The organism is Streptomyces spinosus (genome assembly GCF_020400655.1).
GTDB classification, from domain to species: Bacteria; Actinomycetota; Actinomycetes; order Streptomycetales; family Streptomycetaceae; genus Streptomyces; species Streptomyces argyrophylli.
Window position 1 is genome coordinate 52,434 of record NZ_JAINRC010000018.1, and the last position, 21,632, is coordinate 74,065.

General features: G+C 70.7%; 18 protein-coding genes. 9 read left to right on the forward strand and 9 right to left on the reverse strand.

What is annotated here, in order from left to right; translation table 11 throughout:
- Positions 1-77: 77 nt before the first annotated feature.
- Complete coding sequence (locus LG395_RS30880; RefSeq protein ID WP_225811956.1) at positions 78-470, reverse strand: hypothetical protein; 393 nt, start codon at positions 468-470, stop codon at positions 78-80.
- A 327-nt stretch (positions 471-797) separates the two neighbouring features.
- Here LG395_RS30880 and LG395_RS30885 point away from each other — a divergent pair, with 327 nt between their 5' ends.
- Positions 798-1,508, forward strand: coding sequence for a sigma-70 family RNA polymerase sigma factor (locus LG395_RS30885; RefSeq protein WP_225811957.1), 711 nt, complete (start codon positions 798-800; stop codon positions 1,506-1,508).
- Positions 1,509-1,599: 91 nt separating this feature from the next.
- Positions 1,600-4,341 carry an ATP-binding protein gene (locus LG395_RS30890; RefSeq protein WP_225811958.1) on the forward strand — a complete coding sequence of 914 codons (2,742 nt, stop codon included), beginning with the start codon at positions 1,600-1,602 and terminating at the stop codon, positions 4,339-4,341.
- A gap of 137 nt (positions 4,342-4,478) precedes the next feature.
- On the opposite strand, the gene LG395_RS30895 is transcribed toward LG395_RS30890, so the two are convergent.
- A complete protein-coding gene (locus LG395_RS30895) occupies positions 4,479-5,237 on the reverse strand; it encodes an SDR family oxidoreductase (protein WP_225811959.1) in 759 nt (252 codons plus the stop codon).
- A 395-nt stretch (positions 5,238-5,632) separates the two neighbouring features.
- A complete protein-coding gene (locus tag LG395_RS30900) occupies positions 5,633-6,343 on the reverse strand; it encodes a sigma-70 family RNA polymerase sigma factor (RefSeq protein WP_225811960.1) in 711 nt (236 codons plus the stop codon).
- Positions 6,344-6,569: 226 nt separating this feature from the next.
- On the opposite strand from LG395_RS30900, the gene LG395_RS30905 reads away from it, so the two are divergent.
- The gene (locus LG395_RS30905) at positions 6,570-6,977 is read left to right on the forward strand and encodes an OsmC family protein (protein WP_225811961.1); all 408 of its coding nucleotides are present in this window, start codon (positions 6,570-6,572) and stop codon (positions 6,975-6,977) included.
- A 116-nt stretch (positions 6,978-7,093) separates the two neighbouring features.
- On the opposite strand, the gene LG395_RS30910 is transcribed toward LG395_RS30905, so the two are convergent.
- The 5 genes from LG395_RS30910 to LG395_RS30930 all read right to left on the reverse strand — a co-directional run bounded on the left by LG395_RS30910 (position 7,094) and on the right by LG395_RS30930 (position 13,100).
- On the reverse strand, positions 7,094-9,865 hold the full coding sequence (locus tag LG395_RS30910) for a helix-turn-helix transcriptional regulator (protein WP_225811962.1): 2,772 nt from the start codon (positions 9,863-9,865) through the stop codon (positions 7,094-7,096).
- Between the two features lie 89 nt (positions 9,866-9,954).
- Positions 9,955-10,296, reverse strand: a complete 342-nt coding sequence (locus LG395_RS30915) for a hypothetical protein (protein ID WP_225811963.1) — start codon at positions 10,294-10,296, stop codon at positions 9,955-9,957.
- 113 nt (positions 10,297-10,409) lie between these two features.
- The gene (locus LG395_RS30920) at positions 10,410-11,129 is read right to left on the reverse strand and encodes an alpha/beta fold hydrolase (RefSeq protein WP_225811964.1); all 720 of its coding nucleotides are present in this window, start codon (positions 11,127-11,129) and stop codon (positions 10,410-10,412) included.
- A gap of 65 nt (positions 11,130-11,194) precedes the next feature.
- Positions 11,195-12,145 (reverse strand): alpha/beta hydrolase, encoded by a 951-nt coding sequence (locus LG395_RS30925; protein ID WP_225811965.1) that lies wholly within the window; start codon positions 12,143-12,145, stop codon positions 11,195-11,197.
- Positions 12,146-12,311: 166 nt separating this feature from the next.
- A complete protein-coding gene (locus LG395_RS30930; protein WP_225811966.1) occupies positions 12,312-13,100 on the reverse strand; it encodes a DUF427 domain-containing protein in 789 nt (262 codons plus the stop codon).
- Between the two features lie 242 nt (positions 13,101-13,342).
- Between LG395_RS30930 and LG395_RS30935 the strand changes: the two genes are divergently transcribed.
- The 4 genes from LG395_RS30935 to LG395_RS30950 all read left to right on the forward strand — a co-directional run bounded on the left by LG395_RS30935 (position 13,343) and on the right by LG395_RS30950 (position 17,086).
- On the forward strand, positions 13,343-13,813 hold the full coding sequence (locus LG395_RS30935) for a carboxymuconolactone decarboxylase family protein (RefSeq protein WP_225811967.1): 471 nt from the start codon (positions 13,343-13,345) through the stop codon (positions 13,811-13,813).
- Positions 13,814-13,972: 159 nt separating this feature from the next.
- Complete coding sequence (locus LG395_RS30940; protein WP_225811968.1) at positions 13,973-14,935, forward strand: alpha/beta fold hydrolase; 963 nt, start codon at positions 13,973-13,975, stop codon at positions 14,933-14,935.
- Positions 14,932-16,467 carry an MFS transporter gene (locus LG395_RS30945; RefSeq protein ID WP_225811969.1) on the forward strand — a complete coding sequence of 512 codons (1,536 nt, stop codon included), beginning with the start codon at positions 14,932-14,934 and terminating at the stop codon, positions 16,465-16,467. Before LG395_RS30940 ends, LG395_RS30945 begins: the two co-directional genes overlap by 4 nt.
- A gap of 124 nt (positions 16,468-16,591) precedes the next feature.
- On the forward strand, positions 16,592-17,086 hold the full coding sequence (locus LG395_RS30950; RefSeq protein ID WP_225811970.1) for a cupin domain-containing protein: 495 nt from the start codon (positions 16,592-16,594) through the stop codon (positions 17,084-17,086).
- Positions 17,087-17,280: 194 nt separating this feature from the next.
- On the opposite strand, the gene LG395_RS30955 is transcribed toward LG395_RS30950, so the two are convergent.
- Positions 17,281-17,739: a cupin domain-containing protein gene (locus LG395_RS30955; RefSeq protein WP_225811971.1), complete on the reverse strand. Its 459-nt coding sequence runs from the start codon at positions 17,737-17,739 to the stop codon at positions 17,281-17,283.
- A 285-nt stretch (positions 17,740-18,024) separates the two neighbouring features.
- Here LG395_RS30955 and LG395_RS30960 point away from each other — a divergent pair, with 285 nt between their 5' ends.
- Both LG395_RS30960 and aceE read left to right on the forward strand, forming a co-directional pair.
- Positions 18,025-18,765, forward strand: a complete 741-nt coding sequence (locus tag LG395_RS30960; RefSeq protein WP_225811972.1) for an SDR family oxidoreductase — start codon at positions 18,025-18,027, stop codon at positions 18,763-18,765.
- 112 nt (positions 18,766-18,877) lie between these two features.
- A complete protein-coding gene (aceE, locus tag LG395_RS30965) occupies positions 18,878-21,565 on the forward strand; it encodes a pyruvate dehydrogenase (acetyl-transferring), homodimeric type (protein ID WP_225811973.1) in 2,688 nt (895 codons plus the stop codon).
- The last annotated feature ends 67 nt before the right edge of the window (positions 21,566-21,632 follow it).

Consider the following 21,632-nt stretch of genomic DNA (forward strand, 5'->3'; position numbering starts at 1 on the left):
AGGTGGGGAGCGCCGTCGGCCGTCCACCTGGGCTGTTCGCTGCCCCGCGCCACATCGACCACGAGGGCGCCACCAGGTCAGCGGCAGCCGTCCAGGCTTATGCGCCCCAGGACGTCCAGCAGGATCCTGCGCACCTCGATGTGCTCGGCTTCCACCGGCACACCGCCTCGCGCGCGCCGCTCCTGAGGGCTGTTGGCGCGTTCCATGGCGACGTGCACGGCGTCGGCGACGTCCAGGTCCTCGTCGACCAGGTAGTACATCCGGATCACACGGGTTCCGCCGGCCCGGAACGGCACGCCGATCAGCCATTTGACGGGCTGCGTGAGCACAGAGTCCGGGGAGGTCCGGGGGCCGCGCGCGGACTGGTCAGCCTCGCGGAGAGCGGAGCCCGCGTCCGGGGCGCCGTCCCCTGCGGCGAGACCCGCACAGTCGGCCTCCGGGATGCTGGGGTGGTCCCTTTCGAGCAGCATGTGACCTCCTCTCCGCGTCCGATGTCACGCCGGTCGGTCCTCAGCCGGAACATCGGCGCGGATGCCCGAAGATGTGGCCTTCTCCTATGTGACTGAAGAGGGCCGGCTTGTGTGACAAGCCGCGGACAGCGGGCGGCGGCCGGTCAACGTCGCGATGGGCTCGCCCACGGAGCGTCCGAGCGTGATCCGTCGCTGATCCGCCAAGGGGCACCACGGACCACTACGAACCCGCCCACGGCCTCCGCGGGGTGCGATGGGTCACACCCAGGTGTGACCTTGGGTCTGCCGCCCTTCGGGGCGCCATCCCGTCGAGCGAAGGAGCCGGTCGTGAAGCCCTACCCGACCAGAGCGAGGCCGGTCCGGGACGTCCCGGGCATGGTGGTCCGCCCAGCCGCGGACGAACTCGGTGAGGCCGTGTCGGTGTTCGTGCGGGCCCGGCCCGGGCTGCTCAGAATCGCCCACCGCATCACCGGCGACGCGGTCGAGGCCGAGGACGTCCTACAGGAGACATGGGTTCGGTGGCAGGGAACCGATCGGACGGTCGTGCTCAACCCACCGGCGCTGCTCAGGACGACGACGATCCGGCTCGCCGTCAATGTCGTCCAGTCCGCCCGCAGACGCCGGGAAACCTGCGCCGGCACCTGGCTGCCGGATTCGACGGACCACCAGTCCGGTCCGGACACGGTGGCCGAGTTGCAGGACGCCGTCGAACGAGCCGTCCTGCTGCTGATGGAGACGCTGACCCCGAGCCAACGCGCGGTGTACGTCCTTCGGGAAGGGTTCGGCTACCCCTACTCCCGTATCTCCCAGATCCTGCACGTCAGCGTCCCCAGTGCCAGACAGCAGGTCTTCCGTGCACAAGAGCGTCTCACCGGCAGCCGGCGGCCGCGGCCGGTGGACCCGGACGCGCACCGACGGCTCGTGGGGGCCTTCCGCACGGCGGCCCGGTCGGGTGATCTCGTGCCCCTGGAGAGAGCGCTCGCCGCCGACGGCGCCTCCACTGCCGTGCGCGGCGAGCGTGTGGAGACGCGCCCTTGAGAAGCGGGGAAGACGGCCCGCTTCTCGCCCCGGCCACGGCCGGGTGAGCCGCTCGTGGCGTTGTTATGCTCCCCCGCGTGCAGGGGTCAGGATGAATAGGGACGATCCGGCGCGGCTGCGTGGTCGGCGCCGCGAGTGTGACGCGCTCGAAGAGCTGATCTCACAGGTGGCGGGCGGACGCAGCGCCGTGCTGGTCCTGCGCGGTGACGCCGGAATCGGGAAGTCGGCTCTGCTGGATCACCTGGCGGCACGCGTCGTCGGACACCGCATCGCCCGTGTGGCGGCCGCGGAGTCGGAGATGGAACTGCCGTTCGCGGGGCTGCACCAGTTGTGCGCCCCGTTCCTCGGCCGCGTCGGCTCCCTTCCGCCCCCGCAACGAGAAGCGCTGGCCACAGCGTTCGGGCTCAGCACGGGACCGCCTCCGGACCGGTTCCTGGTCGGTCTGGCCGTACTCGGACTGCTGACGGACGTGGCCGCCGAGCAGCCGCTGTTCTGCCTCGTGGACAACGCCCAGTGGCTGGACCCGGTGTCCGCCCACACGCTGGCGTTCGTAGCGCGGCGAATCTACGCCGAACCGCTGGCACTGATCTTCGCCTCCCGTGAACAACGAGGACGCGACGAGTGGGCCGGTCTGCCCGAGCTGAGACTCGACGGCCTGGACGACGCCGACGCGCGCGCACTCCTGGACGCGGCGGCCGACGGTCCCATGGACGAGCGCATCCGTGACCGCGTCCTCGCCGAAGCGCGCGGCAACCCCCTCGCCCTGCTGGAACTCCCCCGCGGCCGCATCGGGACGGGGCCGGCCGACGGACTCGACCTGCCCGATCCCGGACCGGTGACCAGCCGTATCGAGCGAAGCTACCTCACGCGGGTCCGCTCGCTGCCGGCCGCGACGCAGCGCCTGCTGCTTCTCGCCGCCGCCGAGCCCGTCGGTGACGCGGCGCTGCTCAGGCGCGCCGCCGAGCGACTGGACATCGACTCCGGCGCCGCCCGCCCGGCGGTGGCGGCGGGACTGCTCGACATCGGGGCTCTGGTGCGTTTCAGGCATCCGCTCCTGCGCTCCGCGATCTACCGGTCGGCCGGGCTGACGGAGTTGCGGGAGACCCACCGCGTCCTGGCGGAGGCGACCGATCCCGGCCTGGACCCGCACCGCCGCGCGTGGCACCTGGCGCGGGCGACGGTGCGGCCGGACGAGGCGGTCGCCGCCGAGCTGGAGTCGTCGGCCGGGCAGGCGCTGACCCGAGGCGGCACCGCCGCCGCAGCGGCGTTCCTCGCACACGCGGCCGTACTGTCGCCTGACCCGCGGCGCAAGGCGACGCGCGCCCTCGCCGCGGCTCGGGCGAAACTCCGCGCCGGTGCGCCCGCCGCGGCGCGCGAACTGCTGGCGCTGGCCGGGAGCGGCGTCCTGGACGCACTGGACCGCGCCCGCGTGGATCTCCTCCAGGCCCGGATCGCCTTCGCCTCCAGCCGGGACAAGGAGGCGCTCCACCTCCTGCTGGCCACCGCGCGGCGACTCGTGCCACTCGATGCGGATCTGGCTCGCGAAACGTTTCTGGAAGCGCTGTCGGCCGCCATCTTCGCCGGGCGCCTGGCCACCGGCACGCACGTACGTGAAGTGGCGGCGACCGCGCGGAAGACGTTGCCGCCCGTCACGAGACCGCCACGCACCGCAGATCTGCTTCTGGACGCCTTGGCCCTCCGCTTCACCGCCGGGTACCGCGAGGCGGTCGCCGCTTCGCGCGAAGCGGTACGGGCGCTGCGCCGTGAGACCGATCCGGAGGAGGTCCTGCGCTTGTCGTGGCCGGCTTCGGCGCTGGCGGCCGAGATGTGGGACGACGAGGGCTGGACGGAGCTGGTGACACGTCAGGTCCGGACCGCACGGGCCGTCGGTGCGCTGGCGGAGCTGCCCCTCGCGCTCAACTCGCGGGTCGTCCTTCACACGTACGCCGGTGAACTGGACGCGGCGGGACTGCTCATCGCGGAGATCGCCCGGGTGCAGGAGGCGACCGGGACCAGCTTCGCGCCGTACGGCACGATGACGCTCGCCGCGTGGCAGGGCCGCGAACGCGAGGCCGCTCCGCTGATCGAGGCGGGCACGGAGGAGGCCGTACACCGCGGTGAGGGCCTCGGCGTGGCCATCGGACTACGGGCGGCGGCCGTGCTCGACAACGGCTTGGGCAGGTACGAGGGAGCCTTCGACGCGGCCCGTCTGGCGACCGCGCACCGGCAGGAGCTGATCGCGGCCAACTGGGGACTGGTCGAACTGGTGGAAGCCGCAGCGCGCAGCGGTCGGCACGACGCGGCCGAGGCCGCACTGGACCGGCTGGTCCGGGCCACGGACGCCGCCGGCACGAACTGGGCACTGGGTGTCCAGGCACGTTCCCGGGCGCTGCTCGGTCGGGGCCACGCGGCCGAGGAGCTGTACCGCGAGGCGATCGAACGACTCGGAGGTACCCGGACCGCGATGGAGTCGGCGCGGGCTCATCTGCTCTACGGGGAGTGGCTGCGACGGGAGGGCCGTCGCGTGGACGCACGCGAACAGCTGCGCGAGGCGCACGCCCTCTTCAGCCGCTTCGGTGCGGGCGCGTTCGCCGAACGCGCCGTCCGCGAGTTGCGGGCCACCGGTGAGACGGTGATCCGGCGTGACGGTGCCGCCGCGCAGACGCTGACCGCTCAGGAGACCCAGATCGCACTGCTGGCCCGGGACGGTCTGACCAACTCGGAGATCGGCGCGCAGCTGTTCCTCAGTCCGCACACCGTGGAATGGCACCTGCGGAAGGTGTACGCCAAGCTCGGCGTCACCTCCCGGCGGCACCTGCGCACGGCGCTGTGACCCGGCGTCCCGACGCTGAGAGCGCCGGCATGGCGGCCCCACGGAACGACAGGCCGGGGGCCTGCTCGCCACCGGCGGGCGACGGGGCCTGCCGCCGCTCACGAGGGCGGCCCCGTGGGGTCCACATCCGTCGCCGGTCACCGACCGGCGAGCGTGACTTGCCTCAAGGAGGCGAGGTGTTCGTCGAACGTCCGGCGGCACTGGACGTACTCCCCATGGGGCAGCAGGCCGCCTCCTGTCATGGCCTTGCCCACCTTGCCGGGAAGTGTCACGGGCACGACGAGCCGCCGCCGGCCCCGGGTGCGCAGGATACGGCGCGTCATCTCGACCGTGTCGAGCCGGGCGGGCCCCGCGATCTCCCGTGCCGTACCGGAAGGGCCCTGCACCGCGTGCTCCACGAGTTTCTCCGCGACGTCCTGGGCGGCGACGGGCTGGGTGAGCATCCTCGGCATCATGACCACCGGTGACCGGGTGTCCAGCAGCGGCTCGGGGAACTCGAAGAACTGGGTGGCACGGAGCACCGTCCACGGCACGCCTCCGTCGCGGACCAGTGCCTCCTGGACGCGCTTGCCGAAGTAGTACCCGAAATCCACCTCGTCGCTGCCGACGATCGACAAGGTGACCAGATGCCCGATCCCGTTCGACCGGGCGGCGGCAAGCAGGTTGCCGGTGGCCCGGGAGAAGAAGTCGACCGCGGTCTTTCTCCTCGTCGTGACGATGTTCGTCACATCGATCACCACATCACTGCCGGACAGTCCCTCTTCCAGGCCCACGCCGGTGGCCAGGTCCACGCCGTGCGAACGTGCGAGGATCACAGGTCGGTGTCCCGCGGCCCGCAGCTCCGCGACGACGAACTTCCCCACCATGCCGGTTCCTCCGGCAACGGCCACCCGCATCTGATTGCCTCCTCGTAACGAAGACGGTTCCCGGCCCCGCCCTACAGACAAGGCGGGTCTTCCCGCTGTGACACGACGAGGTGGGGACGGGCGATCTCAGGCCGTCGGGGCGGGGCGCGCGTCTCGTCGATCACGGCCGAGGCCTCGGCGAACGCACCGGCCCGCAGGTGCACGCCCCGCTGCCCCCGGCACGGGACGTCCGGCAGTCGGGCACGCCGGCCGCCAGACGGTCCGGGAGAGCGGGCTCGCCGATGCCGGTACTCCTGTCGATCCGGGTCGACTCGCTCTCGACGACTGGGTACGGGACCCTTTCCACGGCCACGCCCGGCGTGCGGAGCGGGCCGGCTGCGAAGTGCGGCGGACTTCCGGGCGCGGGGATGGGCCCAACGACTGCCCTAATCGTTCGCGGGCCCGCCGAGCGGGGCGCTCACGGGTTCTCCGGCGTCGCTCAGGAGGACGTGTTCGAGACGGGCCAGGTCACCCACCTGTGCAGCCGCGAGCAACGCCCGCACCAGCCGGCGTTGCGCGGCGACGTCCACGCGCTGCCTTCGCCACGGCGCGGCGAGACGCCGCTGTGCGCGGGTGACCTGCTGCCTTGCGTTGGCGACGGAGAGGTGCAACAGGCCGGCGATCCGGTCGTACGGGTAACCGAACCCCTTCCGAAGGACGAACACGGCGCGCTGCTGCGGTGTCAGCGTCTCCATCAGCAGGGCGACCGCTCGCTCCACGTCGTCCTGCCGTTCGGCCACCACGTCAGGGGTGGCGTCGGGGTCCGGCGGATCCGGAAGCCACGGGGTGGCGCACCACTCCCGCCGTCTGCGAGCCGACTGGAGCACGTTGATCGCCACCCGGACGGTGATCGTCCGCAGCAGCGCCGGAGGGCTGTGCACGGCTGTGCGGTCGGTACGCTGCAACCGCAGCCATACCTCCTGCATCACGTCTTCCGCCTCGCTCACGTTGCCGAGGATCCGATAGGCGATGTTGATCAGCGAGGGTCGGGCCTGCAGGAACACGGACACAGCGCCGTCCGGATCGTCGATCGTCGAGGCCACCGCGCAACTGTCCCGCACCGGCGAGCGCCTGCGTTCCCTCGGATACGTGTCCACGGTCGGCTCCTCCGTCGAGTGGGTGGGCGACGTCGGAACGCCGCGCGACCAACCCTCGCGTCGCAGCGTGGCGACCGCGCCATTGAGAACCCGTGGGAGGGTGCGTGGTGGTGCCCTGGTGATGCCGTGGTGGGGTCGCGGCGTGTCACACGCGCGTACGCCGCTCGGTCTCTGCGGAAGAGGGATGAGCTACCCGGTCCCCGCACCTCGGTCGAGAGGAAGACCCATGACCACGCGCATCGTGTCCATTGCCGAAGGCAGCCGGCTCACCCGTTCCATCGCGGTCGGCCCCCACACCCTGACGGCCGACGAACCCGAGCCGGTCAGCGCGGACGCGGGCCCCACCCCGGGTGAGCTGCTCCTGGCAGCACTGGGGTCCTGCACTTCCATGGCCGTGCGGGCGATGGCCGACCGGCACGGCTGGGCACTCGACCGCGTCGACGTGGCCGTACGCTTCGGTGATCAAGGGCGCATCGTCAAGAACGTCGGGCTGACCGGCGACCTGGAGCCGGCGCAGCGGGAGCAGTTGCTGGCGACAGCCGGGCGCTGTCCCATTCACCGCCTGTTGACCAGGGACGTCGAGATCGTCACCGTGCCCACGTTGCTGGCGGAACCGGACGCGTCCCCCGCCTAGGGTCTTTCGTCCGGATCAGGCCGGATCAGGCACCAGACCCCGCGAGCCCGGCATGATCCGAACGAGAGGCCCTGGTCACGACCCCGGTGACCGGGCCCGCCCGGTAACCGGGCGGGTCAGGAGGTCGCCGGCATCCCTTCGAGGGGCACGGAGCCGATCTCCTTGCGGGAGGAGATGCCAAGCTTCGCGAAGATCTTCCGCAAATGCCATTCGACCGTGTGCGGGCTGAGAAACAGCCGGGCGCCGATCTCCGGGTTCGTGAAGCCGCCCTGGGCGAGTCGCGCGATCTCGGCTTCCTTCGCTGTGAGGACCACCGGCGTCGCCGAGGCGCGTTTGCGCACTTTCACGCCCACGGCCTGCAACTCGCGTCGCGCACGCTCCGCGAATGCCTCGGCCCCGGCTTCGCCGAGCATCGTGTACGCCTCGCTCAGCTGGGAACGGGCCTCGGCCTTTCGCTGTTCCAGGCGCAGCCACTCACCGTAGCGAAGTCGTGCCCGCGCGCCGTCCATCCGGGCCTGAGCCGTGTCGAGCCGTTCGATCGCTTCCCGGTGCAGGACGTCGGCATCGCGCCCCTCGCTCACCAGGGCACGAGTGGCGGCCGAGATGCCGAGCACCCAGTCGGTTCCGCTGACCTGGGCCATCTCCTCGATCGTCCGCACAGCCTCGGCCACCTGCGCGGCCCGCCCCAGTCGTGCGGCCGCTTCGACGAGTTCGACCCGGGACTGGAGGGACAGTCCGAGTTCCTGCGGGTTCTCGCACCCCCGCTCGGCGGAGGCGAAGGCCTCCTCGTACCGGCCCAGACCGTTGTAGAGGACCGCCGCCGCCCACTGGGTCGCCGTCGTCACCTTGCCCTCGTCCTGCAGGAGACGGTCGTGCGTGAGTGTCTCGATCGCCTGCCGGGTCGTGGACTCCCGTCCCTTGAAGGGCTCCACGACGAGTGCCCCGTAGTGCGCGAAGAAGCCGCTGCCCGTGGCTTCACCGATCGCGTTCGCTTCCACCGCCAGGGAGTCTGCGCCACGGAGGTCACCGGCGAACACCCGGTTCGACAGACGCAGCAGGAGGGCCGAGGGCAGGACGGCGAGCGCCCCGTTGCCACGGGCGGAGTCGACCAGCCGTGCCGAGAGCTCGGACCAGGCGGCGAAGTCCCAGGTGCTGTGTGCCATGCGGCACACGAGCGGAAGCCATCCCAGAGCTTGCTCCCGGGAAAGTCCTCCCGTGCGGAACGCGTCGACGGCCTCCTGGAGGATCGGCGCGCCCGCGGAGTATCCCTCGGTGATCACCCGTGCGAGACCGGTCAAGAGAAGACCTTCACGGCTCCCGGCGTCGACGCGGCCCGGCGCGCTCAGCACCGCCTCGGCGACGTCGCGGACCCCACCCGTGGCCAGCCGGCCCGCGGTCAGGGCCGCGTAGATCGCGTCCCGGTACGTCTCACCGGCGAGTACGGCGTCGTACGGCTGGAGCCGCTTGGCCGCTTCGAGCAACAGCGGCAGGCCGGCGCTGGCGCTTTTGGCCGCGGACATGATCTGTCCCCGGAGCAAGGTCGCCTGTGCGGCTCCGACCTCGTCGAGATGGCTCAGTTCCGCAGCATCGACCAGTTCCCGTGCCACGTCGAAGGCGCCCGCCTGGTACTCGGCCTGCGCCGCCGCCAATGCCCTGGCTCCGCGGCGTACGGGATCCGGAGTCAGTTCGGTGGCCCGATGCAGGAATGCCGCCGCCGCCGCGACCCCGCCGCGCGCGTACGCCCGCCCGGCGGAGCCCTCCAGCTCGGCGGCCACGGCCTCGTCCGGTCCCGTCGACGCGCTCGCCAGGTGCCATACGCGGCGTTCGGGATAGGCGCTCGCGTCGATCGAGTCGGCCAGAGCCGCATGCACGCGGCGGCGTTCCTCGAAGCCGACGGCACGGTACGCCGCGGAGCGAACCAGCGGGTGGCGAAAACGCACCCATGTGCCGAGCGTCATCAGTCCCGACGCCTCGGCGTGGGTCACGGCGGTGTCCACGGAGATTCCCAGGCGCTCGGCGGCATCCCGCAGCAGGGTCACGTCACCGACCGGCTCGGTGGCGGCGATGAGCAGCAGTTGTCGCGCCTCCGCGGGAAGCGACTGGATTCTGCGGAGGAAGCCCGCCTCGATCTGGCTGGACAGGGGCCGGGCACCGGGCCCTGGGATACCTCCGGCCAACTCGACGGCGGTCAGCCCTCGCGGCAGCTCCAGCAGGGCCAGCGGATTGCCGCGCGCCTCGGCGATGACGCGGTCGCGCACACGCTGGTCGAGCGGCCCGGTGACGACGGAGTCGAGGAGTCTGCGGGACTCGCGCTCGCTCAGTCCACGCACAGCAAGCTCCGGCAGGTCGGCGAGAATGTCGGGGGAGCCGGATTCCCGGACGGCCAGCACGAGCAGAACCGATTCAGCAAGCAGCCGGCGCGCGACGAAGCCCAGAATCTGGGCCGACACACGGTCCAGCCACTGCGCGTCGTCGACCAGGCAGAGCAACGGCTCGTCGCCGACGGCCCCGGCGAGCAGACTCAACGTGGCCAGACCGACGAGGAAGCGGTCGGGCGCGTCACCGACCCGCATCCCGAACGCGGTGCGCAGCGCGTCGCGTTGCGGCTCGGGAAGACCATCGAGATGGGACAGCAGCGGGGCGCAGAGCTGGTGCAGCGCGGCGTAGGAAAGCTCCATCTCGGACTGCACTCCGGCCGCCCTGACGACGCGGCATCCGGTGGCACGGTCGCACAGATGGTTCAGCAGCTCGGTCTTCCCGATGCCCGCCTCACCGCGCAGCACCAGGACCCCGCTTCGCCCGGCCCTGGCCTGTGCGAGGAGGTCATCGAGAACCTTGCACTCGTCCCGCCGCCCGAAGAGTCCGGTCCGTGCTCCGTCCCTCGCCATGACAGCCTCCCGGCCGCCACGATACCTTGGCGCTCAAGGACGTCGAGCCCGTCCCGAACATGCCGCTCTCCCTTTTCACGGCGCGGGGATCAGGCCACCGACCCCACGACGACGGCCGTGCACACGAACGTCAACATGATGATCACGGCCATGGCGATCAGTGTTCCGCGCAGCCATCGCCCGAACCGGATGTCGTTCGCCGTCTCGGCCGCGCCGACATTCTCGGCGATGTACTTCGTGACCATGTGGGCCACGTGCTTCTGCTCCTCGAGATACCACAACTCGATATCCCTCTTCTGTCCGTGGCTCAGCCCGTCCATCCTCGCGGTGAAGGCCGTCACACGCCGGCGAGCAGCACTGAGATGAGCCTCGCGGTACAAATACGCCTCTATGTCGACCAGTCCACGAGCTGCCTGTTTGTTCATGTTCATGATGCCTTCCAGAGTCGGTGGCCCGGCGGTCGGCACCTGGACCGGGCTGCCGGCGGCCGACCGCTCACTCGATCGGCCGCCCGGTGTGATCCGGTGGGCTGGGAGCCGGCGGTTCAGCCGGTCGCCTGCGCCGCCTCGTCGATCAGGCGCGCGACGTCACCGGGACGCGAGACGCCGACCGCGTGGGAGGCGGTAACGCTCACCATGGTCGCCTTCGCGCGCTCGGCCATGAAGATCTGCGCCTGGGCCGGGATGTTCCGGTCCTCGGTGGCCACGAGAACCCACGACGGAATGTCCGTCCACGCCGGCGCGGAGGCACCCTCCGCCAGCGCGACGTCGGTCACGGGCCGCTGGGTCGCGGCCATGACCGCCGTGATCTCCTCCGGAACGTCGGCGGCGAACTGCTGGTGGAACTTGCTCTTCTCGATGTAGAGATCCGTGACCTGACTACCGTCCGGCAGGGTGACCGGTACCGGACGGAGCGCCTCCCCCAGGGTGCTGCCCGGGAACTTGCCGGAGAGGGTGACCGCGCTCTCCCCCTCGTCCGGCAGGAAGGCGGCGACGTAGACGAGTGCCTTGACGTTGTCGAGGCTGCCGGCGGCGTTGCTGATCACCGAGCCGCCGTAGGAGTGGCCGGCGAGGACCACCGGGCCGTCGACGGAGGCCACGAGTTGTCCGACGTACTCGCTGTCTCCGGCCAGTCCGCGTAGCGGGTTGCTCGCGGCCACCACCGGATAGCCGTGCGACTGGAGCTTTTCGATGACACCGTTCCAACTGGAGGAGTCTGCGAATGCGCCGTGGACGAGGACGATGGTCGGCTTCTGTGCACTCATGAGAGTGGCCTTTCGTTCTGCCAGTGACTGTGTCCGGAATTCGTCCGCGGAATACCGCGGGACGATCAGTCGGTGCCCAGGGCCTTGCGCAGAACGTGGACGGCCTGCTCGATCGCCGCGGTCGAGGCCCGAGTTCCGCGGACCGGGTTCAGCATCATGAAGTCGTGCAGGGTGGCGTTGTAGCGGACGCTGGTCGTCGGCACGCCGGCCTGGATCAGCTTGCGGGCGTACGCTTCACCTTCGTCGCGCAGTACGTCGTTCTCGTCGACCACGACATATGCCGGCGGCAGCCCCTGAAGGTCCTCCAGGGTCGCGCGCAGGGGCGAGGCCGTGATCTGGTCACGCTCGGCCGGGTCGGTGGTGTAGGCGTTCCAGAACCACTCCATGGCCTTCGCCGTCAGGTGCGGACCGTGGGCGAAGAGGCGGTAGCTCTCGGTGTCCTGCCCGGCGTCGGTGACGGGGTAGTACAACGACTGGTGCAGGAAGGTGACGTCGCCGCGCCGCTTGGCCAGGTGAGTCAGGGCGGCGCTCATGTTGCCGCCGACGGAGTCACCGGCGACGACCATGCGGGAGCCGTCCAGACCCTCTTCGGCGCCCTGGGCGGTGACCCACTGGGCGGTGGCGTACGCCTGCTCGACGGCGACGGGGTACTTCGCCTCCGGCGAGCGGTCGTACTCGACGAAGACCAGGGCCGCCTCCGCGCCCACGGCCAGTTCACGCACCAGGCGGTCGTGGGTGCCGGCGTTGCCGAGGATCCAGCCGCCGCCGTGCACGTAGAGGATCACAGGCAGGACACCGGTGCTGCCGACAGGCTTGATGATGCGCACCCGCACATCGCCGACCTCGGCCGGTACAGTGATCCACTTCTCGTCCACGTCGAGCTTGTCGACCGGCCCGGACTGGACATCGTCGAGCAGCTTGCGGGCACCCTCGACACCGAGTTCGTAAAGCAGCGGCGGCTTGGCGGCCGCGTCGGCGAATTCCTGGGCGGCGGGCTCGAGAATGATGTCGCTCACGGCATACTCCCTGTGAGGTGGTGGTTTTCGAAAGACTTTCCACCCCATGAGACCGGGACGGGAGTCGATGTGTGACGCATCGGCGAAAGCGGCACGTAAATCGCTCACCGACCACGGCCTTTCTCAAGGGTTCCCGTGCAGGCCCGAACCGACTGGTCCGGCCTCGTCAGTCAGAAGCCGGCCGCGTGGGGTCGGTGGGCTTCGGCAGCAGGAAACCGTCGACGTACAGGTCGACATGCTCGTTGTAGAACGCGGTCAGTCCGGCGATGCGGTTGGCGTGGATGGTCGGGAAGTCGTACGTCCAGGCGATGTCCTCGTGGGAGGCGGCATCGCTGTCGAACGACCAGTAACTGCTCGTCGTCCCCTTGTAAGGGCATCGGGTCACCGTGCCGGAGCGCCGCAACCTGGTCCAGTCGACGGTCGCACGGTCGAGGTAGTAGCGAGTCGGCAGACCGGTCTCGAACAACTTGACGCAGTTGGGGGCTTCCGCCAGCACCACGCCGTCCACCTCGACCCTGACGCTGCTGCCGGAGCGCAGGGCGTCGACGCGGGAGTACGGACTCCGGGGATGCACGAAGACCGGCTCGTCCTCCTCGAACCAGGAGTCCAGCGCCTCCCACTCGAAACGCACGGTGTCGTGCAAGGGCCCCGGGGCACCCTCCCCCCACACCCACGCCACACCCGGCCGCACCTCCGAGCCGACCCGCAGGGTGTGACGGTGCGCCGGGCCGGCACCGAGGTGCTCCATGTGCCTGTCGTCGTCGAGGACACCGTCCACCAGATCCTCGACCGGGATGCTGAACTGGGGGTAGGCCTGCCACTCCCAGACGTAGAGCGCGCGGCGGGTGTCGAAGACGACACGTCCGCCGATCATTCCCCGGATGCGGCGGGGTACCGGCTCGACGTGCCCGACCGGGACGATGAGGCTCGGGTGCAGGACACTCTCCGTTGCCATGGTGATCACCTTTGGTTCGCTGAGTGGTGCGCTCGCCGTGCCCGGTGTCTGCGGTCCCAGGATGACCGCCCTCGGGCCGACGAGCCCCACCTGTTTGTCGTCACACGGTGTTGCGGATCGTGTTGCACCGATCCGGACCGGGTCCTGGTCCGACGCGAGTGACTCGATGACCGACGATGTCACAGATCGAAGGTGCTCCCGGTCAGTGAGCTGTAACTGTCCCACACCTCAGGAGATCCGTCATGGACGCGCGAATCAACTACTTCGGCAACGCCCTGGCCGGCAAGGTCATGAAGCACCTGAACTCGGCCGGCGCGGCGGTGCACTCGGCTCTCCCCGTCGCCACCCAGGAGCTGGTGAAGATTCGTGCCAGCCAGATCAACGGCTGCGGCTTCTGCACCGACATGCACACCAAGGACGCCGCCGCCGCGGGTGAGGAGCAGCAGCGTCTGAACCTGGTGGCCGTGTGGCGCGAGGCCACCGTCTTCACGGACGCCGAGCGCGCCGCGCTTGAGCTGGCCGAGCAGGGCACGCGCATCGCGGACGGCGCGGACGGCGTGTCGGACGAGGCATGGGCGAACGCCACGAAGCACTACGACGAGGACCAGCTCGTCGCGCTGATGTCGCTGATCGCCGTGATCAACGCCTACAACCGCATCAACGTCATCAACCGGCAGCCCGCCGGCGACTACAAGCCCGGCATGTTCGGCTGAGTCAGCCGCTCCGGCCCGCCCGGCCGCAGGACCGTCCGTCGCCTGGTCGCCCCGACTTTCGACCAGGCGCCGGACGGCGCCCCGCGCGGCCGGTCGAAGTCCGCCCGGCGCTCGGAGCCCGGAGCGGCCGCCGCGGGCCTTGGAACCCTAAGGACCCTCATGTCTGAACGCCACACACTCGCCCCTGTCCGGCGAGTCAGGACCGACGTACTGGAAGTCGCCTACTACGAGGCGGGTTCGGGGGACGACACCGTGCTGCTCCTGCACGGCTTCCCCTACGACATCCACAGCTACGCGGACGTCGCCCCGCTGCTCGCCGAGGGCGGGTTCAGGGTCCTCGTCCCTTATCTGCGGGGCCATGGGCCCACCAGGTTCCTGTTCGAGTCGACTCCGCGCTCGGGTCAGCAGGCCGCTCTGGGAGCCGACGTCGTCGCCTTCCTGGACGCCCTGGGCGTGGAGCGCGCCTACCTCGCCGGATACGACTGGGGCGGGCGCGCCGCCAACGTCGCCGCGGCCCTGTGGCCCGAGCGCGTTCTGGGCCTGGTCTCGGTCAACGGCTACCTCATCCAGGACATCGGCGCCGCGATGGTACCCGTCGCACCCGAACGGGAAGCCGGTTTCTGGTACTTCTACTACTTCCTCACCGAGCGGGGCCGGGCCGGTCTGGCCGCCGACCCGCAGGGGGTCGCGCGGGTCATCTGGAAGCGGAACTCCCCCAAGTGGCCGTTCCGCGAGGAGGATCTGGAGCGGACGGCGAGGGCCTTCGCCAACCCCGACCACACCGACGTCGTGATCCATTCGTACCGGCACCGGCTCGGATTCGCGCCGGGTGCCGCGGCGTACGCGAACCTCGAGGCACGTCTCGCCGAACTTCCGGCGATCACGGTTCCCACCGTCACCCTCGACGGCCTGGCCGACGGCAACTTCCCCGCGACGGACGGTTCCTCGACCGCTCGTCACTTCACCGGCCCCCGGCTCCACCGCGAGGTGGCGGATGCCGGCCACAATCTTCCGCAGGAGAGTCCCGAGGCGTTCGCGGCTGCCGTGCGCGACGTGCGCGCCCTGCGGCGGGAGTACGCCGGCCGCGACGGCTTCGCCGGACTGAGCCAGGACACGACATGACACACTCCCCTGCTCCGGACGACTCCGCCCCGCTCCGCCTCGCCAGTGCCCAGGGACGGTGGACCCTGCTGGCCACCGTTCTGGGCTCCAGCGTGGTACTGCTCGGCTCGACCGTCACCAACGTCGCTCTGCCGCGCATCGGTGACGACTTCGACGCCGACCTCGCCGTGCTCCAGTGGACGGTGAACGCCTACATGCTGACCCTGGCGGGTCTGATCCTGCTGGGCGGCTCCCTGGGGGACCGTTTCGGGCGGCGTCGTATCTTCGTCCTGGGCCTGGTGTGGTTCGCGGTGGCCTCGCTGCTGTGCGCGCTGGCTCCGGACACCACCACGCTGATCGCCGCCCGAGCCTTGCAGGGCGTCGGTGGTGCTCTGCTCACGCCCGGTTCTCTGGCGATCATCGAAGCCTCCTTCCACCCGGACGACCGGCCGCGCGCGATCGGTCTGTGGTCGGGCTTCGGCGGTGTCGGCGCGGCCCTCGGGCCGTTCGTGGGCGGGTGGCTGGTGGACGGTCCCGGCTGGCGCTGGACCTTCCTGCTGAGCATCGTTCCGGCGCTGCTGTGCGTGCCCGTCGCACTGCGCCACGTCCCGGAGTCCGTCGGCACGCCCCGGACGGACGGGGTCCGCACGGCCGGTACGGGGGGCCGGCGGCGCATCGGTTTCGACATCCCCGGCGCCGTCCTGGGCGCTCTGGCACTCGCCCTGATCACCTACGCGCTGACCGAGGCCCGGGACGGCGGGCCGGTGGCCGTCGGCGCGTCCGTCGCCGGCATCGCGGCGGGTGCCGCGTTCCTCCGCGTGGAGCGGCGCAGCAGCGACCCGATGATGCCGTTGTCCGTCTTCTCGTCCCGGCAGTTCACCGCCGTCAATGTGATCACCCTGTGCGTCTACGCGGGCACGGGCGGGTTCTTCTTCGTGACCGCTCTGCAACTGCAGATCGTCGTCGGGTACTCGGCGCTGGCAGCCGGTGCGGCCATGCTGCCCAACACAGCGCTGATGCTGCTGTTCTCGTCCCGGTCCGGGATGCTCGCCCGGCGGCTGGGCCCGCGGATGCCGCTCACCGTCGGCCCGCTGGTGTGCGCGGCGGGTATGTTGATGATGCTGCGGGTCGGTCCGGGCGCGTCCTATCTCCACGACGTCCTGCCCGCCTTGCTGGTGATGGGAGCCGGCATGGTCGTCATGGTCGCTCCGCTGACCGTCACCCTGCTGTCCTCGGTGAACGCCGCGAACGCCGGGCTGGCCAGCGGCATCAACAACGCCGCGGCCCGGGCGGCCGGGCTGGTGTCCGTGGCGGCGTTGCCCCTGCTGGCCGGGATGGGACCGGACGCCTACCGGTCGGACGCGGCCTTCGACACGTCGTTCAGCAGGGTGATGCCACTGTGCGCGGGCCTGCTGGCCGTCGGCGCGTCGGTGGCCTTCGGCACACTGCGGCAGACCGCCACGGTCTCTCGTGCGCTGCACGGGCGGACGCACGGCTGGCTGATGGAGCCGCCGCTGGTGTCCCGCTTCATCCATCACCGGGTCGCCGAATGACACCCGGCGCGGCCCGCTGCTGTCACACCGGCGGACGCCCGCCGGTCTCGTTGTAGAGAGGACCGCTGCTCAGCGGTTCACGTCGGCGCGTCGTCACGCGCTCACCACAGGAGAGGATTCAGTCATGTCGTACCCGTACCCGGAGCAGAAGTACTGGGGAGAGGACGGTGAGGTCAGTGCCGTCTTCCGGCCGGCCGCCACACCGCCCGCCATCGGTGAGAGCGGTACCGGGAAGGACGCCACCCACTATCTGGCGACCACTGGTACCACGCGGGGTGAGTTCGGGCTGTACCGGGTGGAGATGCGGCCCAGGGCGGGCGGGCCGAAGACGCATTTCCACAAGCGGATCTCGGAGTCCTTCTACATCCTGGACGGCACGGTGCGTGTGTTCGACGGTGTGCAGTGGGTCGATGCGCGCAAGGGAGACTTCCTGCACGTGCCCCAGGGCGGGCTGCACGCCTTCCGGAACGACTCCGACGCTCCGGCCGACATGTTGCTCCTGTTCACCCCGGGCGCCCCGCGCGAGGAGTACTTCGAGCAGGTGTCGCAGCTGGCGCACGCCTCGGAGGAGGAGCGTGCCGCGTTCTTCGACAAGCACGACTCGTACTTCGTGGAGTAGGAGACACCCGGCAGGCGGTGCCCCGCACCCGTGGCTTCCCGGCGGTAACCGGTGTCACGGGTGCGGGGCACCGCCTGTCACAGGACGGCCGGCACGTCGTGTCACGGAGCGCGGTGATCCGGCATCTGGCCACTGCGCCGACATGCCGCCGTCCGCCGCCGTGGGGCAGCGGACGGCGTCCGGAACGGCAGGGCTCAGGCGGTCGGCCGCGGTGCGCGCAGGTGGGCGCGCTCCTTGAGTTCCTCCTCGTCGACCAGTTCCAGCATGGGCTTGCCGGGAGCGCACATCATGGTGACGACGAACTCGGTCCGCTCGTCGGCGAGGGCGTTGCCGTCCTGGTAGTGGATGGCGTCGCCACCCGGCTCCCAGAAGGTGCCGCCGGCCTCGATGACGCGCTCGGGCTCGCCCTCGAGTTCGAACCGGACCGCGCCCTTGATGACGTAGCCGAACGCCGGGCCGGAGTGGCGGTGCGGCGGGGTGCCGGGGTCACCGGGCTCCCACTGGACGTGGATGGTCATCGCCGAGGCGCCCTCGGGGACGGTGACGGGCGAGGCGTCCTGGAGCATCCTCGCCGCTCGGGTCCAGCTCGGGCCGTCCTCGCCGCCGGTTCCGTGACCGTGGCCGTGGTGGGCGTGCTGTGAGTTCTCCGACACTGAGTCGCACCTTCCGTGGTTCCACCGTGTCCGGGCGGCGCATCCTCCGCCGTGCACGTGGTCATGTCCGGTCGTGAAGACCGCTCGTCCTCCTGACCGGGTGCCCGGCGGATCTGTGACACGGATCGGTGGCCGGGAGGGCGGGTTCCCCGCACCGGCGCGCGGTGTCACAACAGCCGGACCCGTCCTGTCTAGGTGTGGTGAGCACGGTGGCACACCGACGTCCGCCACCGCCTTCGACGCATACCCAGCGGGGTCATCGGCCCCTCGACGGAAGAGACCCAGATGAGAGTCGTCGTTGCAGGTGCCACCGGTCTGATCGGTTCAAGGACCGTCGCCAGGCTTCGGGACCACGGGGTGGAGGCCGTGGCGGTGTCCCGCGCAGCGGGCGTGGACGTCAGCACCGGACAGGGCCTCGACCAGGCGCTGCGCGCCGCCGAGGTGGTGGTCGACGTCACCGACGCACCCTCGCGGAGGCAGGAGACCAGCACGGCGTTCTTCACCACCGCGACGGGCAACCTCCTCAAGGCCGCCGCCACTGCGGGCGTCGAGCACTACGTGGCGCTGTCGGTGGTCGGCGCCGACCGGGTGGACTCGGGCTACTTCCGGGCCAAGGCGGCGCAGGAGGACCTGGTGCGGCACACCACCGTTCCGTACTCCGTGGTGCGCGCCACCCCGTTCCACGAGTCCGTGGCGGCCGCGGTGATCGCCGGTACCCGGCCCGACGGAGTGCACGTGCCGCCGTTGCTGCTGCGTCCGGTCTCCACGGACGATGTCGCCGCGGCGGTCGCCCATGTCGCGGTGGGTCTGCCGCGGTTCGGGGTGCTCGAGGTCGCCGGCCCGGAAGAGCTCCGGTTCGAGGACGCCACCGCCGATCTGCTCACCTCCCTGGGCCGGCCCGACCCGGTGATCGCCGACGCGCGGGCCCCGTTCTTCGGCGCGGTGCTCGGGGAGCGGGCACTCCTTCCCGGGCCCGACGCCCATGCGGGCCACCAGGCCTTCACCCAGTGGCTCAAGAACCGCTGAGTGCGCCGGGCGGCGACGTCTCGTCGCCCGTGATACCCACCGACCGCCCTGCGGCGCCCACCGTGTCCGCGGCCGGCGTCGCCGGCGCCCACGCAGTGACAGGAAGGCTGCCATGAGTGATCCGTCCCGGCCCCCCGCGACCTCTGTGACCAGTGAGCTCGACCAGCTACCCGACCGTGACCGGGAGGAGACCGCCCAATGGCAGGCCTCCCTCGACGCCGTCGTGCGGAACGCCGGACCGGAGCGGGCGGCTTACCTGATGCGGCGGGTGCACGAGTTCGCCGCGGCGTCGGGGACGCCCCTGCCCGGACTGCTGTCCACGGACTACATCAACACCATCCCGGCCGCCGCGCAGCCGGAGTTCGACGGCGACCTGGACATGGAGTCCAGGATCACCGCGCTCAACCGGTGGAACGCCGCGGCCGTGGTCACCCGGGGTTCCCGGTTCGGACTGGGCGGCCACATCTCCACCTACGCATCGGCGGCCTGGCTCTACGAGATCGGGTTCAACCACTTCTTCCGGGGCAAGGACGGTGACGGCTCCGGCGACCAACTGTTCCTCCAGGGGCACGCCTCCCCTGGCATCTACGCCCGGCTGTTCCTCGAAGGACGGCTGAGCGGGGAGCAACTGGACGCCTTCCGGCGGGAGGCGGGCGGTCACGGCCTGCCGTCGTACCCGCACCCGCGGCGGCTGCCGTGGTTGTGGGAGTTTCCGACGGTGTCCATGGGCCTGGGCCCCCTCGGCGCCATCTACCAGGCCCGCTTCAACCGCTATCTGCAGGCTCGCGGCATCAAGGACACCTCCGCCTCGCGGGTGTGGGCGTTCCTGGGCGACGGGGAGATGGACGAGCCGGAGTCGATGGCCGCCCTGGCCCTGGCCTCCCGCGAGGGCCTGGACAACCTGACGTTCGTCATCAACTGCAACCTCCAGCGCCTGGACGGGCCGGTGCGGTCCAACTCGAAGATCGTCCAGGAGCTGGAGGCACGGTTTCGCGGGGCGGGCTGGAACGTGGTCAAGACCCTGTGGGGCGCGGCCTGGGACGCGCTGCTGGCACAGGACACCACCGGCGACCTCGTGCGGCGCCTGGGCGACGTGCCCGACGCGCAGCTGCAGACGCTGGCCGCACGGGACGCCGCCTACATACGCAGGAAATTCTTCACCGGTGACGCCCTGTCCGCCATGTCCGCCGCCCTGAGCGACGCGCAGGTGGTCGACCTGTTCGAGAACTCCCGCGGCGGACACGAGCCGTTGAAGGTGTACGCCGCCTACCGGGCCGCGGTGGAGCACCGGGGCACGCCGACGGTGGTCCTCGCCCAGACGGTGAAGGGTCACACACTGGGTTCCGCGTTCGAGTCCCGCAACGCCAACCACCAGATGAAGAAGCTCACGCTGGAGCAGTTCCGCGAGATGCGGGACCTGTTGGGGCTTCCCATTCCCGACAGCGCGCTCGCCGGTGACCAGGTCCCGTACTGGCACCCGGGGGAGAACTCGCCGGAGGTGCGGTACCTGCGCGAGCGCCGCGCCGCGCTGGGCGGTCCCGCCCCTCTGCGGCGGGTGATCGCCAAGCCGCTGCCGGAGCCGCCCGCCAAGCCCTTCGAGGCGTTGGAGAAAGGTTTCGGCCACCAGGAGGTCGCCACCACGATGGCGTTGGTGCGGCTGGTCAGGGATCTGATGCGCGACGAGCGCGGCGGAGCGCGCTGGGTGCCGATCATCCCCGACGAGGCCCGTACGTTCGGCATGGAATCGATGTTCCCCACGGCCGGCATCTACTCGCCGCTGGGCCAGAACTACGACCCGGTCGACGCGGACCAGTTGCTCCACTACAAGGAGAGCACGACCGGACAGCTGCTGCTCGAGGGCATCACGGAGGCCGGTTCGGTGGCCGAGTTCGCCGCAGCGGCGACCTCCTACGCCACGCATGGCGAGCCGATGATCCCGTTCTACATCTTCTACGCCATGTTCGGCTTCCAGCGCACCGGCGACCAGTTCTGGGCGCTCGGCGACCAGATGGGCCGCGGCTTCGTCGTCGGCGGCACCGCGGGGCGCACGACCATGACCGGCGAGGGACTGCAGCACGGGGACGGGCACTCACACCTGCTGGCCGCCACCAATCCGGCGGCGATCAGCTACGACCCGGCCTTCGCGTACGAGATCGCGGTGATCGTCCGGGACGGTCTGCGCCGGATGTACGGCGAGCAGCCGGAGGACGTCTTCTACTACCTGACCGTGTACAACGAGCCGAAGCACCAGCCGGCCATGCCCGCGCTGCCGGGTGTCGAGGAGGGCATCGTCCGGGGCATCTACCGGTACCGGCCCGCGGAAGCCGCCGCGGCGGGACCCCGGCTCCAGTTGCTGTCGTCCGGTACGGCCATCCACTGGGCTCTGCGAGCGCAGGAACTCCTCGCCTCCGACTGGAACGTACACGCCGACGTGTGGTCGGTGACGTCGTGGACGGAGCTGCGCCGCGACGCGATGCGCGCCGACGACGCCCGGATGCGCGGTGAGGATCGCATTCCGTTCGTCACCCGGGCACTGGCCGGTGCGCCGGGGCCGGTGCTGGCCGTCAGCGACTGGATGCGGCAGGTGCCCGATCAGATCAGCCAGTGGATCGAGCAGGACTACTACTCGCTGGGCACCGACGGTTTCGGTCTGTCCGACACCCGCGAGGACGTGCGCCGCTACTTCGGTGTGGACGCCGAGTCGATCGTGGTGACCGCGCTGGACCGGCTGGCCCGGGCCGGGCGGCTCCCGCCGGCGACGGTCGCGCAGGCCCGCGCCCGCTACGGCCTGGGCCGGTGACCGGCGGGGAAGCGCGACCGACCCCCCATGACGCAGGTCGTGGACGACAGGACCGGAGGGCCGTTGC

Bases quoted from the DNA above. Each gene is read 5' to 3' on its own strand.
- LG395_RS30880 (WP_225811956.1), bottom strand. From the start codon at position 470: ATGCTGCTCGAAAGGGACCACCCCAGCATCCCGGAGGCCGACTGTGCG.
- LG395_RS30940 (WP_225811968.1), top strand. From the start codon at position 13,973: ATGTCTGAACGCCACACACTCGCCCCTGTCCGGCGAGTCAGGACCGAC.
- LG395_RS30935 (WP_225811967.1), top strand. From the start codon at position 13,343: ATGGACGCGCGAATCAACTACTTCGGCAACGCCCTGGCCGGCAAGGTC.
- LG395_RS30910 (WP_225811962.1), bottom strand. From the start codon at position 9,865: ATGGCGAGGGACGGAGCACGGACCGGACTCTTCGGGCGGCGGGACGAG.
- LG395_RS30960 (WP_225811972.1), top strand. From the start codon at position 18,025: ATGAGAGTCGTCGTTGCAGGTGCCACCGGTCTGATCGGTTCAAGGACC.
- LG395_RS30905 (WP_225811961.1), top strand. From the start codon at position 6,570: ATGACCACGCGCATCGTGTCCATTGCCGAAGGCAGCCGGCTCACCCGT.
- LG395_RS30945 (WP_225811969.1), top strand. From the start codon at position 14,932: ATGACACACTCCCCTGCTCCGGACGACTCCGCCCCGCTCCGCCTCGCC.
- LG395_RS30890 (WP_225811958.1), top strand. From the start codon at position 1,600: ATGAATAGGGACGATCCGGCGCGGCTGCGTGGTCGGCGCCGCGAGTGT.
- LG395_RS30915 (WP_225811963.1), bottom strand. From the start codon at position 10,296: ATGAACATGAACAAACAGGCAGCTCGTGGACTGGTCGACATAGAGGCG.
- LG395_RS30950 (WP_225811970.1), top strand. From the start codon at position 16,592: ATGTCGTACCCGTACCCGGAGCAGAAGTACTGGGGAGAGGACGGTGAG.
- LG395_RS30930 (WP_225811966.1), bottom strand. From the start codon at position 13,100: ATGGCAACGGAGAGTGTCCTGCACCCGAGCCTCATCGTCCCGGTCGGG.
- LG395_RS30895 (WP_225811959.1), bottom strand. From the start codon at position 5,237: ATGCGGGTGGCCGTTGCCGGAGGAACCGGCATGGTGGGGAAGTTCGTC.
- aceE (WP_225811973.1), top strand. From the start codon at position 18,878: ATGAGTGATCCGTCCCGGCCCCCCGCGACCTCTGTGACCAGTGAGCTC.
- LG395_RS30920 (WP_225811964.1), bottom strand. From the start codon at position 11,129: ATGAGTGCACAGAAGCCGACCATCGTCCTCGTCCACGGCGCATTCGCA.